This is a genomic window from Sphingomonas molluscorum, from assembly GCF_039522995.1.
GTDB lineage: Bacteria > Pseudomonadota > Alphaproteobacteria > Sphingomonadales > Sphingomonadaceae > Sphingomonas > Sphingomonas molluscorum.
The window spans coordinates 57,239-71,000 of sequence record NZ_BAAAEL010000013.1 but is presented as its reverse complement, the minus strand read 5'-3'; the positions used below and the strand labels follow the sequence as shown (position 1 = coordinate 71,000).

The window sequence follows — 13,762 nt, the reverse complement described above, 5'->3', positions numbered from 1 at the left end:
TCTTCCAGATCGTCCCCGAACTCACCGAAAAGCTGTAAGCCAAAGGGGCGGGAGCAATCCCGCCCCTTTGGCTTACGCGGAACGCCCGCCCCACCGCACACCCCGTACCCCGGCGAAGGCCCGGGCCCAGGTGCGGTGCCGCCGCAGTAGCGCGCGCCATACACCACACCCCATCTGGACCCCGGCCTCCGCCGGGGTACGAGCGGCGCGATAGCGAGTTCACCTACCCGCAGAGTAACTACCGCCGCGCCCGCGGCTCCTGGGCTCCCGCCTACGCGGGAGCACATGGAAGGCCGACCCGGCTCGCGATCCACGCGGGACTTGCACCGCCCTTTGCTGGGGAACTCCAGCGCGTTCCTCTCCACCGTGCTCCCGCACGGCGGGAGCCCAGGGTAGCAGCACGCAACCCCGTGATCGCCTGCCCGCTCCACGCTATCACCCCAAAAACGCTTCAGCCGGCAAATCCCCTGCCCTAGTCTCCGGCCACCCTCACGATCCCGGAGCGTCCGCCATGATCCACCGCCACCTCTCGATCACCGGCCGCGTCCAGGGTGTCACCTATCGCGCGTGGATGATCGAGCAGGCCCAGGCGCTCGGCATCACCGGCTGGGTGCGGAACCGCGCCGACGGCAGCGTCGAGGCGGTGGTCGCAGGCCCCGCCGAGCAGGTGGACGCACTGGTGGCCCGCGCCCACCACGGCCCGCCGGGGGCGCGCGTCGCCTCGGTCACCGTCACCGAGGCACCGGCGGCGGTTCATCCGGATTTCGCCAAGCGCCCCACCGTCTGATCGCCCCGGCTGTCCTACACGCCGCCAAGCTGCTTCGGTGCGGCCATGGACCACGCACCCTTCCGCTTCGGCATCCCGCCTCCGCCGCCAGCCGTGCGACGGCGCGTCTTGGACTAACTTTCGCCTAACCTTTCACATGCTGGGACGGTTTGGGACAACCCGTAGGGGTTTGCGCGGCGCCAGCCGCAGCACCGCATAGCCCGCGAGGGCCGACAGCACCGATCCCGCAAGCACGCCGATCTTGACCTCGTCCACCAGCAGCGGGTCGTTCGGGAATGCGAGGCCCCCGATGAACAGGCTCATGGTGAAGCCGATGCCCGCCAGCAGCGACAGGCCCCAGATCTGCACCCAGCTGGCCCCGCCCGGCCGCGGCGCAAAGCCGGTGCGGTTGGCGATCCAGATGCTTCCGAAGATGCCGATCTGCTTGCCCAGCAAGAGGCCGAGCGCGACGCCCAGCGGCAGCGGGTCGAGCAGCACCCCGGCCGAGGTTCCCGCCAGCGACACGCCCGCATTGGCGAAGCCGAACAGGGGGACGATCGCGTACGCCACCCAGGGATGCAGCGCATGCTCCAGCCGGTGGAGCGGCGAGTCGATCGCGTCGGGCGCGGCCGGGGTGGGCTTGACCGGGATCATCAGCGCGGTCGCGACCCCGGCGATGGTCGCGTGCACGCCCGACAGGAAGACGAAGTACCAGAGCGCCAGCCCGAGGAGGAGATAGGGAGTGAGCGACCGCACCTTGGACTGGTTGAGCACGTACATCGCCGCCAGCACCAGCCCGGCCGCGGCCAGCGCCAGGCTGGCGATGCCGTCGGTATAGGCGAGCGCGATGATCGCCACCGCCCCCATGTCGTCGACGATGGCGACCGTGGTCAGGAACAGCTTGAGCGAAGCCGGCGCCCGCGATCCGAGCAGCGCCAGCACGCCGATGGCAAAGGCGATGTCCGTCGCCGCCGGCACCGCCCAGCCGCCCTGCAGCTCGGGCCGGCCGCCGGTCACCGCCAGGTACACCAGCGCCGGCACCACCATGCCGGCCGCGGCGGCGACCACCGGCAGCCGCCGGTGCTGCCAGGTGGCGAGCCGCCCGTCGACGAACTCGCGCTTGATCTCCAGCCCGACGAGCAGGAAGAAGATCGCCATCAGCCCGTCGTTGATCCAAAGATGGACCGTCATCGGCCCGTATTTGGGGCTGAGCACCGGACCCGTGGTCCAGTGAAGCAGGTGAAAATAGGGTTCCGACAGCCCCGGCAGGTTCGCCACCACCATCGCCAGCGCGGCCGCCGCGATCAGCAGCACACCGCCGCCCGCCTCGCTTTTCAGGAACTCGCGAAGCGCGGAACGGGGGTGGTGGGGGCTGTCTGGCATCATGGCTCCTGCTGGCGTTCCTCCCGGACTATCGTCGCAAACGCCCAGGGGCAAACCGCGCGCCCGCTCCGGTCACGCGCGGGCGAGCGCCTCCGCGATCAGCTTGCGGCTATTGTCGATGCCATAGAGCGCGATGAAGCTGCCCATGCGCGGTCCCTGGCTGGTGCCGAGCAGCGTCTCGTACAGCGCCTTGAACCAGTCGCGCAGCGACTCGAAGCCGCCGGTCTTGCCGATCTCATAGACGGCGTCCTGGATCGTCTCGGCGCTCGCATCCGCCGGCATCGCCGCCAGCTCCGCGTCCAGCCGCTGGAGTGCCGCCACCTCGACACCTTCCGGAGCCCGCCGCTCGGGCTTGTCGGCAACGTCGCGGACATAGGCGAGCGCATGGTCGATCAGCCGGTCCAGCGCCGGGTACGCCTCGGGCGAGGCATCGGCGACATAGTTCGCCAGATAGCCCCACACCTGCTCCTTGGTCGCCTCGCCCATCACGCCGACCAGGTTCAGCAACAGCCCGAAGGTGACCGGCAGCGTCTCTGCGGGCGGCGGGCCGCCGTGGATGTGGTGGACGGGGTTGCCCAGCTGCTGCTCGACCGGCTGGCTGGGGTAGTTGCCCCGGAACTGCCAATATTCGTCGATCGCCCGCGGGATCACGCCCAGGTGCAGCTGCTTGGCCTTCTTGGGCTCGCGATAGGCGTAGAAGGCCAGGCTCTCTTCGGGACCATAGGTCAGCCACTGCTCGAGGCTCAGGCCATTGCCCTTGGACTTGGAGATCTTCTCCCCCTTCTCGTCCAGGAACATCTCGTAGTTGAAGCCTTCGGGCGGACGCCCGCCGAGCACGCGCGCGATCTTGGAGGACTGGACGACCGAGTCGATCAGGTCCTTGCCCGCCATCTCATAGTCCACGCCCAAGGCGACCCAGCGCATCGCCCAGTCGACCTTCCACTGCAGCTTCGAAAGCCCGCCCAGTGCCGACTGGACGATCCGCTCGCCCCCGTCCTCGAACGCGATCAGCCCGGCCTCGGCATCCACCACTTCGACCGGCACCTGCAGCACCACGCCCGACTTGGGGCTCACCGGAAGGATCGGCGAATAGGTTTCCTGCCGCTCCTTGCGCAGCGTCGGCAGCATCACGTCCATGATGCCCTGGTAGTGGCGCAGCACGCCGCGCAGCGCCTCGTCGAAGCGGCCCGAGGTGTAATATTCGGTCGAGGACGCGAACTCATAGTCGAAGCCGAAGCGGTCGAGGAATTCGCGCAGCAGCGCATTGTTGTGGTGCGCGAAGCTCTCGTGCGTCCCGAACGGATCGGGCACCTGCGTCAGCGGCTTGCCCAGGTGCTCGGCGAGCATCTCGCGGTTGGGCACATTGTCCGGCACCTTGCGCAGGCCGTCCATGTCGTCGCTGAACGCGATCAGCCGGGTCGGCGTGTCCGACAGCTCGGCAAAGGCCTGGCGCACCATGGTGGTGCGCAGCACTTCGTTGAACGTGCCGATGTGCGGCAGGCCCGAGGGACCATAGCCGGTTTCGAAGATCACCGGCGCGCCGCCGGGCTTGCCCTCGGGATAGCGCTTGAGGAGCTTGCGCGCCTCCTCATAGGGCCAGGCCTTGGACACGAGGGCGGCGGTACGGAGCGCAGGATCGATCATCCCGGCCCTGTAACGCCTCGGCGACGGCTTGGCCAAGCCGGATTGCGCGGCACGCTTTCGCACTGCAACAAAGTCCGCGTTCCAGGCGTCTCCTCCGTTCACGCTTTCACCAAGGTACCGAAGTCTCGTGATCGTCAGTGCAACTCCTCGATTCCGCAACATCCTCCTGGACGTGTGGCAGCCGCTTTTCATCCTGTTCCTGTGGGACGTGGCGGTGACCGTCTTCTATTTCATCTCGCCGTTTCGCGCGCCGGCACTGCCGCTCACCCTGTTCGGCACCGCGCTAGCGCTGTTCCTCGGCTTTCGCGTCAATTCCGCCTACCAGCGCTGGTGGGAAGGCCGGGTGCTGTGGGGCGCGATGATCAACGCCTCGCGCAGCCTTGCGCGCGGTTCCATGGCGTTCCTGCCGATCGACGACATCGGGCCCGCGCGGGAACTGAAGCGCAGCATCGTGCTGCGGCACATCGCCTATGTGCATGGCCTGCGCTGCCAGCTCCGGCACCAGGATCCTGCGCCGGAGGTGTTGCGCTTCCTGTCGCCGGCCGAGGCCGCCGATCCGCTCAGCCGCACCAACGTGGCCAATGGCCTGCTCGACGGCACCGGCCGCCGCATCGCACGCGCGATGCGCGAGGGCTGGATCGACACCATCCAGCAGACCCAGCTCGAAAGCATCCTGGTCGACATCGCCAATGCCCAGGGGGGCATGGAGCGGATCAAGAACACGCCGCTGCCCAACCAGTACCGCTTCCTCCCGACGCTGTTCGCGCGGCTGTTCTGCATCCTGCTGCCGATCGGGCTGGTAGAATCCCTCGGCTGGGCGACGCCGATCGGCTCCAGCCTGGCCGGCCTGATGTTCCTGACGGTGCTGCACATCGGCGACGACCTGGTCGATCCCTTTGCCGACACCATCCACGACGTGCCCATGACGGCCATGTGCCGCACGATCGAGATCGACCTCCTCCAGGCGATCGGCGATGCGGCACCGCCGCCGCTGCAGCCGGAAAAGGGCGTGCTGTGGTGACGCCGTTCCGCTTCCGTTCACCGGCGAGGCGTCTATAGAGAAAGCCATGCTCCCCTATCCCGCGCTGCACGCAAGCCACGGCGGCATCTGGGTCGCCACGCCCGACGGGGAGGTGCGCGGGATCAGCCGGGGCGAGGCGATCCGGCTCGCCGCCGACACGCCGACGCTGGTGCTGAACGCGCCGCTGGTGGCGCAACGGCTCGGCTATACGGAACTGTCGGGCCTCGACCTTCTGGAGCTTTTCGCCTTCCTGCGCCCGGCGCGCTTCATGGTCCCCACGCCCAAGGGGCTCGCCGCCGTGACCGGCCTGCCGGTGCCGGAGAGTGATGCGGCCGTCGCCCCCTTCCTCCGCGATGCCGCCGCCGCACTCCTGGCCGTCATGGAAGGCGAGTGGCCGGAACGCGAGGGGGCCTGGCACGCTGCCCAGTCCCTGTTCCGACTGCGCTGGACCTGGGCACCTGCCGTTACCCAGCGGCTGGCAAAGCCGGAGCGCGCCGAGCGCTGGCTCTTTTCCAAGCTTCCGGAGTGGGAGGAGCGCGCACCCCGCCCCGCCCCGCGTACCATCGCCGTCGACGGCGCCGACGTGGTCGCCCGCCTCGATGCCCTCACCGGCGCCGGGGCCGAACGGCGGCACGGCCAGCGCACCTATGCTGCCGCCGCCGCCGATGCCTTTGCCCCGCGCGTGGTGCGCGACTCGCCCAATCTGGTGCTGGCGGAGGCGGGCACCGGCATCGGCAAGACGCTGGGCTATCTGGCGCCCGCGTCGCTCTGGTCCGAACGGGCCGGCGGCGCCGTCTGGGTATCGACCTATACCAAAGCGCTCCAGCGCCAGCTCGCACGCGAAGGGGAGCGACTGTTCCCCGACGAGGAGGAGCGCAAGCGGCGGATCGTCACCCGCAAGGGTCGCGAGAACTACGTCTGCCTGCTGAACCTGGAGGATGCGCTGCAGGGCGGGTTCGCCGGGCGCGCGGCGATCCTGGCGCAACTGGTCGCGCGCTGGGCCGCCTATACCGCCGACGGCGACATGGTCGGCGGCGACCTGCCCGGCTGGCTGCCGACGCTGTTCCGCCGCAACGGTTCGACCGCGCTCACGGACCGCCGCGGCGAGTGCATCTACGCAGGCTGCCCGCATTACCGGAAGTGCTTCATCGAGCGCGCGGCCCGCGCGTCTGCAGACGCCGACCTGGTCATCGCCAACCACGCGCTGGTGATGGTGAACGCCGCCCGCGGCCGCGAATCGGCGACTCGGCCCACGCGCTACGTCTTTGACGAGGGACATCACCTGTTCGATGCGGCCGACGCGATGTTCTCGGCAGCGCTGACCGGCGCAGAGGCGATCGAATTGCGCCGCTGGGTGCTGGGGCCGGAGGCAAAGGCACGCGGCCGCAGGCGCGGACTCGCCGCACGACTCTCCGACGTGGCGAGCTACGACGACGGCGGGGCGGAAACGATCGCGGCCGCGGTCAACGCCGCGCAGGCGCTGCCTTCCGACGGCTGGCTCGGCCGCATCAACGAAGGCGCGCCGTTCGGGCCGGTCGAGACGCTGCTCGCGGCGGTCCGGGGGCTCGTCTACGCGCGCGCACCCGATGCGGGCGAGGCGGGCTATGGGCTCGAGACCGAACTGGCCGAACCCGATCCCGGGCTCGTCGATGCCGCCGGTCCCGCGAGTGCGGCGCTGGAGGCCTTGCTGCGTCCGCTGCTGGCGCTCGGCCGCCGGCTCGAGTCGGTGCTGGCGGAAGCTCCGGACTGGATGGACGCACCGGCGCGGGCACGCGTCGAAGGCGCCATCGCCTCGCTCGGCTGGCGGGCCGAGACGGTCGGCGCCTGGCTCGCGCTGATCGCGCGGATCGGTGGCCCGAACGACCCCGACTATGTCGACTGGCTCGCTGTCGATCGAGTCGAAGGCCGCGAATATGACGTCGGGCTCCATCGCCATTGGCTCGATCCGAGCCGGCCCTTTGCCGACACCGTGCTCAAGCCCGCCCATGGTGCCCTGGTCACCTCGGCCACCCTCAAGGCCGGTGGCGACTGGTCGGTGGCGGAAGCACGCGCCGGCGCCCCTCATCTGGAGCGGGCGCCCGCTCGGTTCGAGGCCGCGAGCCCCTTCGACTATGCCGGCCAGGCGGAGGTCGTCATCGTCACCGACGTGAAGCGTGGCGACCTGGCCGCGCTCGCCAACGCCTACGCCCGGCTGATCGCCGCCGCTGGCGGCGGTACGCTTGGGCTCTTCACCGCCATCCGCCGGCTGCGGGCGGTGCATGCGCGCATCGCCGACCGGCTGGCGCGCGACGGCCTGCCGCTGCTCGCCCAGCATGTCGACCCGATCGACACGGGCACGCTGGTGGACATCTTCCGCGACGATCCCCGCGCCTCGCTGATCGGCACCGACGCGCTGCGGGACGGCGTCGACGTGCCCGGCGACTCGCTGCGGCTGGTCGCGATGGAGGGCGTGCCCTGGCCCAAGCCGACCGTGCTCCACGCTGCCCGCCGGCTGGCAGGCGGTGGCAGCGCCTATGACGACCGGATCGTGCGCGCGCGCCTGGCCCAGGCATTCGGCCGGCTGATCCGTCGTGCGGACGACCGTGGCATGTTCGTGCTCCTATCCGCCGCCATGCCGTCCCGCCTGCTCACCGCCTTCCCGGAAGGGACACCGGTGTTGCGCACCACACTCGACGAGGCGGTCGAACGTGCATCGCGGCTTTCCCTCGCCCGTCCCTTGGGGCATGAGGCGGCGACCGCCTGACGCCTCGCCCGACGGAAGTGCCATGAAGACCCTGACGCTGCTTCGCCACGCCAAGTCCGGCTGGGACGATCCCGTCGCGCGGGACTTCGATCGCCCGCTCAATGCGAAGGGCGCCCGCGCGGCCGAGACCATGGGCCGCCACCTGCGTGGCCTGGGGCTAGCCTTCGACCTGGTCGTCGCGTCGCCCGCGGTACGGGTGCAGGAGACGCTCGACCATTTCGCCTCCGGGCTCGGCGAGACGCTAGCGCCCGAGTGGGACCGTCGACTCTATCTGGCGTCGGAAGCGACACTGCTCGACGTGGTGCGGGCTCTTCCCGACGCCGCCGATCAGGTGCTGCTGGTCGGCCACAATCCCGGTCTTGAGGAACTGGTCCTGCTGCTCGCCGAGACCGGCGCGCTGCGGCAGGACGTGGCAGAGAAATTCCCGACCGCAAGCGTGGCGGTGCTGGAGGTGGGCGCGCACTGGAACGAGACGTGCGAAGGCGGCGCGACGCTCCTGCGCTTCATCCGGCCCCGCGACGTCGATCCGAGCCTAGGCCCGGACGTCGGCTGACGCTCAGCGGGCGTCCGCGGCGAGCGCGTCTGCCAGCATCGTCCGGATGCGAAGCAGCGGATCCTGCGCCACCGGCTTGCCGCGCTCGGCCGCCAGCAGGTTCTGCACCCCGCGAATCGTATAGCCCTCTTCGCTCAGCAGCTGGTGGATGCGCCGCACCAGCGCGACGTCCTCGGGGCGATAGTAGCGGCGCTGCCCGGCGCGGGTGACCGGCCGCAGCTCGGAGAAGCGGCTTTCCCAGTAGCGCAGCCGGTGCTGCGGCAGCCCCAGCTCGGCCGCGACCTCGCCGATCGTGCGAAAGGCCGTCGCCGATTTCTCGGACACGGCTGAAATCCTCAGCTGGCAGCGACGATGCGGTCGCGCATCATCTGGCTGGCACGGAAGGTCAGCACCCGGCGCGGCGCGATCGGCACCTCTACCCCGGTTTTGGGATTACGGCCCACGCGCTCGCCCTTGTCGCGCAGCACGAAGCTGCCGAAGCCCGAAATCTTGACGTTCTCGCCCTTATGCAGAGCCTCGCACATGTGGCCGAGGATATCCTCCACCAGCTTGGCGGAATCGGCGCGTGAAAGCCCGACTTCCTTGTGCAGTGCCTCTGCGAGGTCCGCGCGTGTCAACGTCCCGCCCGCAGTCATGGCAAACCCCCTACCCAGTGAATGCGCCAAGTCGCGTACCACAAGGTCGCCCTTGGTCAAACCACCGGCTGCCGGGCGTGCACCCGCCCAGCCACGCCGATCAGAAGCGAACCACCGCCGCGCCCCAGGTGAAGCCCCCACCCATCGCCTCGAGCACGATCAGGTCGCCGCGCTTGATTCGGCCGTCCCGAACCGCCGTGTCGAGCGCCAGCGGGACAGAGGCCGCCGAGGTATTGGCGTGCTGGTCCACGGTGACGACGACCTTCTCCGGTGCGAGGCCCAGCTTGCGCGCGGTGGCCTCAAGGATGCGGGCGTTCGCTTGGTGCGGCACCACCCAGTCCACATCGGCGGAGGTGAGCCCCGCGGTTCCGAGCGATTCCTCCATCACCTGTGCCAGGTTGACCACCGCGTGGCGGAAAACCTCCCGGCCCTTCATCCGCAGCTTGCCGACGGTGCCCGTCGTCGAGGGCCCCCCATCGACATAGAGCAGGCCGTTGTGGCGGCCATCGGCGTGGAGCTTGGTCGCGAGGATACCCGGCGCGTCCGCCTCGGCGGACTCGCGCGCCTCCAGCACCACGGCGCCGGCCCCGTCGCCGAACAGCACGCAAGTCGCGCGATCTTCCCAATCCAGGATGCGGCTGAATGTCTCGGCGCCGATCACCAGCGCACGCTGATGTGCACCGGCGCGGATCATGCTGTCGGCGACCTGCACCGCGTAGAGAAAGCCGGAACACACCGCCGCGACATCGAACGCAACGCAGTCGTTGATGCCAAGCGCCGCCTGGACCGTCGTCGCGGTCGCGGGAAAGGTCTGGTCGGGCGTGGCGGTCGCGAGAACGATCAGGTCGATCGCGTTCGCGTCGAGTCCAGCGGCCGCGATGGCCTTGCCTGCCGCCTCGATCGCCAGCGACGAGGTCGTCTCGCCCTCCTCCGCGATGTGGCGGAAACGGATGCCGGTCCGCTCGACGATCCAGTCGTCCGTCGTGTCGACCCGCTCCGCGAGCTCAGCGTTGGAAACGCGGCGCTTGGGAAGGGCAGAGCCGGTGCCGGCGATCACGGAGCGACGAGTCATGCGGCCTTCGCTTCGATCGCTGCCAGGTCTTCAGCGATCCGATGGGTTAGGTTGTTGCGCACCAGCTTGGCCGCGACCTCGATCGCGTTCGAAACGCCGATGGCGTTCGCACCGCCATGGCTCTTCACCACCAGGCCGTTCAAGCCCAGGAAGATCGCGCCATTGTGGTTGTTGGGATCGAGGTGATGCCGCAGCAGGTCGGTCGCGGGCTTGGAGATCAGGAAACCGACCTTGGAACGGACCGAACTGCGGAAGGCGCGCTTGAGCAGGTCCGCCACGAAGCGGGCGGTACCCTCGGCAGTCTTGAGCGCGATGTTGCCCGAGAAGCCGTCGCACACCACCACGTCGACTTCGCCACGCGAGAGACGGTCGCCCTCGATATAGCCGGTGAAGGTGAGCGGCAGGTGGGTGGAGGCGCGAATCGCGGCGGCCGCATCGCGGACGCTGTCGATGCCCTTCATGTCCTCGGTGCCGATGTTGAGCAGCGCGACGCGCGGGCTCTCCAGATCCAGCACGGCGCGGGCATAGGCAGCCCCCATTACCGCGAACTGGACGAGATTGCGCGCATCGCACTCGGCATTGGCGCCAAGGTCGAGCATCACCAGGTCGTTCTCGCCCAGGCTCGGCAGCAGCGCTGCCAGCGCCGGACGATCGATGCCGGGCATGGTCCGCAGCGCGAGCTTGGCCATCGCCATCAGCGCGCCGGTATTCCCGGACGACACGGCGGCGGCTGCCCGGCCCTTCTTCACCAGATCGATGGCGATTCCCATCGACGTGGTGCGGGCGCGACGGATCGCCTGGCTCGGCTTGTCCGAAGACCCAACCAGTTCCGGCGCGTGGACGACCTCCGACGCAGCGGTGAGATTGGGGTGCGACTGGAGACCGGCGCGAATCGCCGTCTCGTCACCCACCAGCAGGAACCGAAGGCCCGGATTGCGGCGACGTGCCTGGGCGACGCCGGCAAGCATCACCGCAAGGCCCTCGTCACCGCCCATCGCATCGACGGCGATCCACGAGTCCTCGGCCACCACGCCAGCGCCTCCGTTTGCGGTCAGGCTCAGCCTTCGACCGAGATGATCTCGCGGCCGTTATAGTGACCGCAACCCGTGCACAGGTTGTGCGGGCGCTTCAGCTCGCCGCAGTTCGGGCACTCCTGGAACGACTCGACCGAGAGCGAGTCGTGCGCGCGCCGCATGCCCCGGCGGGAGGGCGAGGTCTTTCTCTTGGGAACTGCCATGTCGGCACCTTTACCGGAAATCTAAGGATCGTTGGCCGTGAAATACCCAAGTTTCGACCGGGCAAGCAGTGCCGGGCGACCGGCCGCTCGCCGGACCGGCAGCATGGGCCATGTCACGAAGCGAGCCGCGCCTATAGCGTTTTTGGCAGTGGTTGCAAGCTTGTGGCGGGAATGCGCCTCAGCGGCCGTTCGCAACTCCCCTGCCGGCCAGCACCGAATCGGCCACAAAGGGATTGGTCTGCCGCTCCTGCCCGAAGCGCCCAGGCTGCCCGTGACCGGGGATGAAGCTGGTGTCGTCGCCCATCGGCCACAGCTTGGTGACGATCGAGTCGATCAGCGCCTCGTGATTCGAAAGCGGGAAGTCCGTCCGGCCGACCGAGCCCGCGAACAGCACATCGCCCACCAGCGCGAACCTGGTGCCTGGATGGTGGAAGACGACGTGCCCCGGAGTGTGCCCGGGCGTCTCGTACACGTCGAACGCGACCTCCCCCACCGTCACCTGGTCACCTTCGACCAGCCAGCGATCGGGTTCGAACGGCACCCCGCGCAGGCCCCATCGCTTGCCGTCTTCATCCAAGCGCGCGATCCAGAACCGATCCGCCTCATGGGGCCCCTCGATGGGCACGCCCAGCGCATCGGCCAGTGGCTTTGCCTCGCCACAATGGTCGATGTGGCCGTGGGTCAGCAGAATCTTCTCGATCGTGACGCCGTTCTGCTCGGCAGCCTGGCGAAGCCGGTCGAGGTCGCCGCCGGGATCGACAAAGGCGCCCCGCATCGTCCTGGTACACCACAGCAGCGTGCAGTTCTGCTGGAGCGGCGTCACCGGCACGATCGCCGCACGGATGGGAGAAGGCGTCATTCGGACGGGATAGGCGCGCATGCGGGCTTGCGGCAAGCGCCGCGCCGCTGCAATCCGCGGGAGGGATGCTCTTGCACGACGCCACGCCCTTCGTCCTGCTGGACGATGCCCGCCCCGGCGGGACTGCCCGGCTGTACCGGAACCCGCGTGCCGTCGTGCAGGCGGATACCCCCGAGGATATCGCGCCGCTGCTGCAAGCGCTGGAAGACGCCCGAGCAGAGGGGCAGGCGGTTGCGGGCTTCCTGAGCTACGAAGCCGGGCGGGTCATCGAGGGCATTGCAGCCGCCCCTGCCGGCGCGCTGCCGTTTGGCTGGTTCGGCATCTTCGACGCGCACGAGCAGCTGGATGCCGATGCGCTGGCCACGCTGCTTCCGGACCCCGCCGGCGCCTGGATCGGCACCCCCGAGCCCGAACTCGACTATGTCGGCTATGCCGAGGCGTTCGATCGGGTCCGGGGGTGGATCGAAGCAGGCGACATCTACCAGGCCAACCTGACCTTCCGCGCGACCGCTCCCATCCTGGGCGACCCGCGCGCGCTCTATGCCGCGATCCGGCCGCGCGCGGCGGCAGGGCACGGCGCTCTGGTCTGGACGGGCGCCGACTGGCTGCTCTCCTTGTCCCCGGAACTGTTCTTCCGGATCGAGGGCACCACCGTTTCCGCCCGGCCGATGAAGGGAACCGCCCGCCGCGACCCGGATCCGGTCCGCGACGCAGCCGCCGCAGCGGCCCTTGCCGAGGATCCCAAGCAGCGTGCCGAGAATCTGATGATCCTCGACCTGTTGCGCAACGACATCGCCCGTGTGGCGGTCGCCGGCAGCGTGGAAGTACCCGAACGCTTCGTCGTCGAGTGCTACCCAACGGTGCACCAGATGGTCTCCAGCGTGCGCGGCATCCTCGCTCCCGACAGCAGCCCGGCCCAGGCGCTCACGGCGCTGTTTCCCTGCGGCTCCGTGACCGGCGCGCCGAAGCGCCGGGCGATGGAAGTGATCGAGGCGGTGGAGCGATCGCCGCGCGGGATCTACACCGGCGCGATCGGCCGCATCGACGCGAATGGCGACGCCGCGTTCAACGTCGCCATCCGGACCCTCCACCTGAAACCCGATGCAGAGGCCGCGACGCTGGGGCTCGGCTCTGGTGTCGTCGCCGATTCGACGCCTGCAGCCGAATGGCGCGAGTGCCACGACAAGGCCCGGTTCCTGACCAATGGCCAGCGACGCTTCGATCTGATCGAGACCATGGCGTTCGACCCGCATCGGGGCATCCCGCTGCTCGAGCGACACTTGGAGCGCCTGAAGGCGAGCGCGCGACGCCTGGGCTTCGCCTTTGATCGACATGCCGCGCGCAACGAACTGCAAGCGGCCACCTTCCGGCTGGAGCAGCCGTCGCGCGTGCGGCTGCTGCTGTCGCCGAGCGGCGCGATCGCCGTCGAGGCAGGTCCGCTGCCGCCGGCGCCCTCCGAGCCGGTTTCCATCGCATTGGTACCGCTGCCGGTGTCCCCGGCGGATTTCCGCCTGCGCCACAAGACGAGCGACCGCCGTTTCTATGACGCCGCGCGCCAAGGGCTCGGGTGCTTCGACGTGGCGTTCGTCGCTCCTGACGGACAGGTGACGGAAGGCAGCTTCACCTCCATCTTCGTCGAGCGTGAGGGCTTGCTTCACACGCCGCCGCTCTCCGCAGGATTGCTGCCCGGGGTGTTGCGGGCCGAATTGCTGGGCGCTGGAAGCGCGGTCGAGGCGGTCGTGCGACCCGCGGATCTCGCGCAAGGTTTTTACGTCGGCAATGCCGTTCGCGGACTTATTCGTGCGCGATTGGTTGCGGAGCCCCCCTCCCCCCGCTAAGGCGCCAGCGC

General features: G+C 69.3%; 13 protein-coding genes. 5 read left to right on the top strand and 8 right to left on the bottom strand.

Annotated features, from left to right (window positions below):
- Positions 1–511: 511 nt before the first annotated feature.
- Positions 512–787, top strand: coding sequence for an acylphosphatase (locus ABDZ92_RS14255; RefSeq protein WP_125960159.1), 276 nt, complete (start codon positions 512–514; stop codon positions 785–787).
- Between the two features lie 132 nt (positions 788–919).
- Here the strand turns inward: ABDZ92_RS14255 and nhaA are convergent, their stop codons facing one another.
- Positions 920–2,149, bottom strand: a complete 1,230-nt coding sequence (nhaA, locus tag ABDZ92_RS14250; protein WP_125960160.1) for a Na+/H+ antiporter NhaA — start codon at positions 2,147–2,149, stop codon at positions 920–922.
- A 72-nt stretch (positions 2,150–2,221) separates the two neighbouring features.
- Positions 2,222–3,793, bottom strand: a complete 1,572-nt coding sequence (locus tag ABDZ92_RS14245) for a lysine--tRNA ligase (protein ID WP_125960161.1) — start codon at positions 3,791–3,793, stop codon at positions 2,222–2,224.
- A gap of 127 nt (positions 3,794–3,920) precedes the next feature.
- On the opposite strand from ABDZ92_RS14245, the gene ABDZ92_RS14240 reads away from it, so the two are divergent.
- Genes ABDZ92_RS14240 through ABDZ92_RS14230 form a run of 3 tightly spaced genes read left to right on the top strand, consistent with a single transcriptional unit; the run spans position 3,921 to position 8,110 of the window.
- Positions 3,921–4,814 carry a bestrophin family protein gene (locus ABDZ92_RS14240; RefSeq protein ID WP_125960162.1) on the top strand — a complete coding sequence of 298 codons (894 nt, stop codon included), beginning with the start codon at positions 3,921–3,923 and terminating at the stop codon, positions 4,812–4,814.
- 46 nt (positions 4,815–4,860) lie between these two features.
- A complete protein-coding gene (locus ABDZ92_RS14235; protein WP_125960163.1) occupies positions 4,861–7,557 on the top strand; it encodes an ATP-dependent DNA helicase in 2,697 nt (898 codons plus the stop codon).
- Positions 7,558–7,579: 22 nt separating this feature from the next.
- Complete coding sequence (locus tag ABDZ92_RS14230) at positions 7,580–8,110, top strand: SixA phosphatase family protein (protein ID WP_125960164.1); 531 nt, start codon at positions 7,580–7,582, stop codon at positions 8,108–8,110.
- A 3-nt stretch (positions 8,111–8,113) separates the two neighbouring features.
- Here ABDZ92_RS14230 and ABDZ92_RS14225 read toward each other — a convergent pair whose 3' ends face one another.
- The 6 genes from ABDZ92_RS14225 to ABDZ92_RS14200 all read right to left on the bottom strand — a co-directional run bounded on the left by ABDZ92_RS14225 (position 8,114) and on the right by ABDZ92_RS14200 (position 11,913).
- Entirely contained in the window at positions 8,114–8,443 is a 330-nt protein-coding gene (locus tag ABDZ92_RS14225) for a MerR family transcriptional regulator (RefSeq protein WP_125960165.1), read from the bottom strand.
- 2 nt (positions 8,444–8,445) lie between these two features.
- Entirely contained in the window at positions 8,446–8,745 is a 300-nt protein-coding gene (locus ABDZ92_RS14220) for an integration host factor subunit alpha (protein WP_125960166.1), read from the bottom strand.
- A gap of 100 nt (positions 8,746–8,845) precedes the next feature.
- Entirely contained in the window at positions 8,846–9,817 is a 972-nt protein-coding gene (locus tag ABDZ92_RS14215) for a beta-ketoacyl-ACP synthase III (RefSeq protein ID WP_125960167.1), read from the bottom strand.
- Complete coding sequence (gene plsX, locus ABDZ92_RS14210) at positions 9,814–10,845, bottom strand: phosphate acyltransferase PlsX (RefSeq protein WP_125960168.1); 1,032 nt, start codon at positions 10,843–10,845, stop codon at positions 9,814–9,816. The genes ABDZ92_RS14215 and plsX overlap by 4 nt, the downstream gene beginning before the upstream one ends.
- 29 nt (positions 10,846–10,874) lie before the next feature.
- Positions 10,875–11,054 (bottom strand): 50S ribosomal protein L32, encoded by a 180-nt coding sequence (gene rpmF, locus ABDZ92_RS14205; RefSeq protein WP_125960169.1) that lies wholly within the window; start codon positions 11,052–11,054, stop codon positions 10,875–10,877.
- A 178-nt stretch (positions 11,055–11,232) separates the two neighbouring features.
- Positions 11,233–11,913, bottom strand: coding sequence for an MBL fold metallo-hydrolase (locus ABDZ92_RS14200; RefSeq protein WP_125960170.1), 681 nt, complete (start codon positions 11,911–11,913; stop codon positions 11,233–11,235).
- A gap of 65 nt (positions 11,914–11,978) precedes the next feature.
- Here ABDZ92_RS14200 and pabB point away from each other — a divergent pair, with 65 nt between their 5' ends.
- Positions 11,979–13,751: an aminodeoxychorismate synthase component I gene (gene pabB, locus ABDZ92_RS14195; protein WP_125960171.1), complete on the top strand. Its 1,773-nt coding sequence runs from the start codon at positions 11,979–11,981 to the stop codon at positions 13,749–13,751.
- Positions 13,752–13,762 lie beyond the last annotated feature (11 nt).

What these genes read in the sequence shown, in the direction of transcription:
- ABDZ92_RS14235 (WP_125960163.1), top strand. Translation starts at nt 4,861, where the DNA reads ATGCTCCCCTATCCCGCGCTGCACGCAAGCCACGGCGGCATCTGGGTC.
- ABDZ92_RS14220 (WP_125960166.1), bottom strand. Translation starts at nt 8,745, where the DNA reads ATGACTGCGGGCGGGACGTTGACACGCGCGGACCTCGCAGAGGCACTG.
- ABDZ92_RS14215 (WP_125960167.1), bottom strand. Translation starts at nt 9,817, where the DNA reads ATGACTCGTCGCTCCGTGATCGCCGGCACCGGCTCTGCCCTTCCCAAG.
- pabB (WP_125960171.1), top strand. Translation starts at nt 11,979, where the DNA reads ATGCTCTTGCACGACGCCACGCCCTTCGTCCTGCTGGACGATGCCCGC.
- ABDZ92_RS14255 (WP_125960159.1), top strand. Translation starts at nt 512, where the DNA reads ATGATCCACCGCCACCTCTCGATCACCGGCCGCGTCCAGGGTGTCACC.
- ABDZ92_RS14245 (WP_125960161.1), bottom strand. Translation starts at nt 3,793, where the DNA reads ATGATCGATCCTGCGCTCCGTACCGCCGCCCTCGTGTCCAAGGCCTGG.
- ABDZ92_RS14230 (WP_125960164.1), top strand. Translation starts at nt 7,580, where the DNA reads ATGAAGACCCTGACGCTGCTTCGCCACGCCAAGTCCGGCTGGGACGAT.
- ABDZ92_RS14200 (WP_125960170.1), bottom strand. Translation starts at nt 11,913, where the DNA reads ATGACGCCTTCTCCCATCCGTGCGGCGATCGTGCCGGTGACGCCGCTC.
- nhaA (WP_125960160.1), bottom strand. Translation starts at nt 2,149, where the DNA reads ATGCCAGACAGCCCCCACCACCCCCGTTCCGCGCTTCGCGAGTTCCTG.
- rpmF (WP_125960169.1), bottom strand. Translation starts at nt 11,054, where the DNA reads ATGGCAGTTCCCAAGAGAAAGACCTCGCCCTCCCGCCGGGGCATGCGG.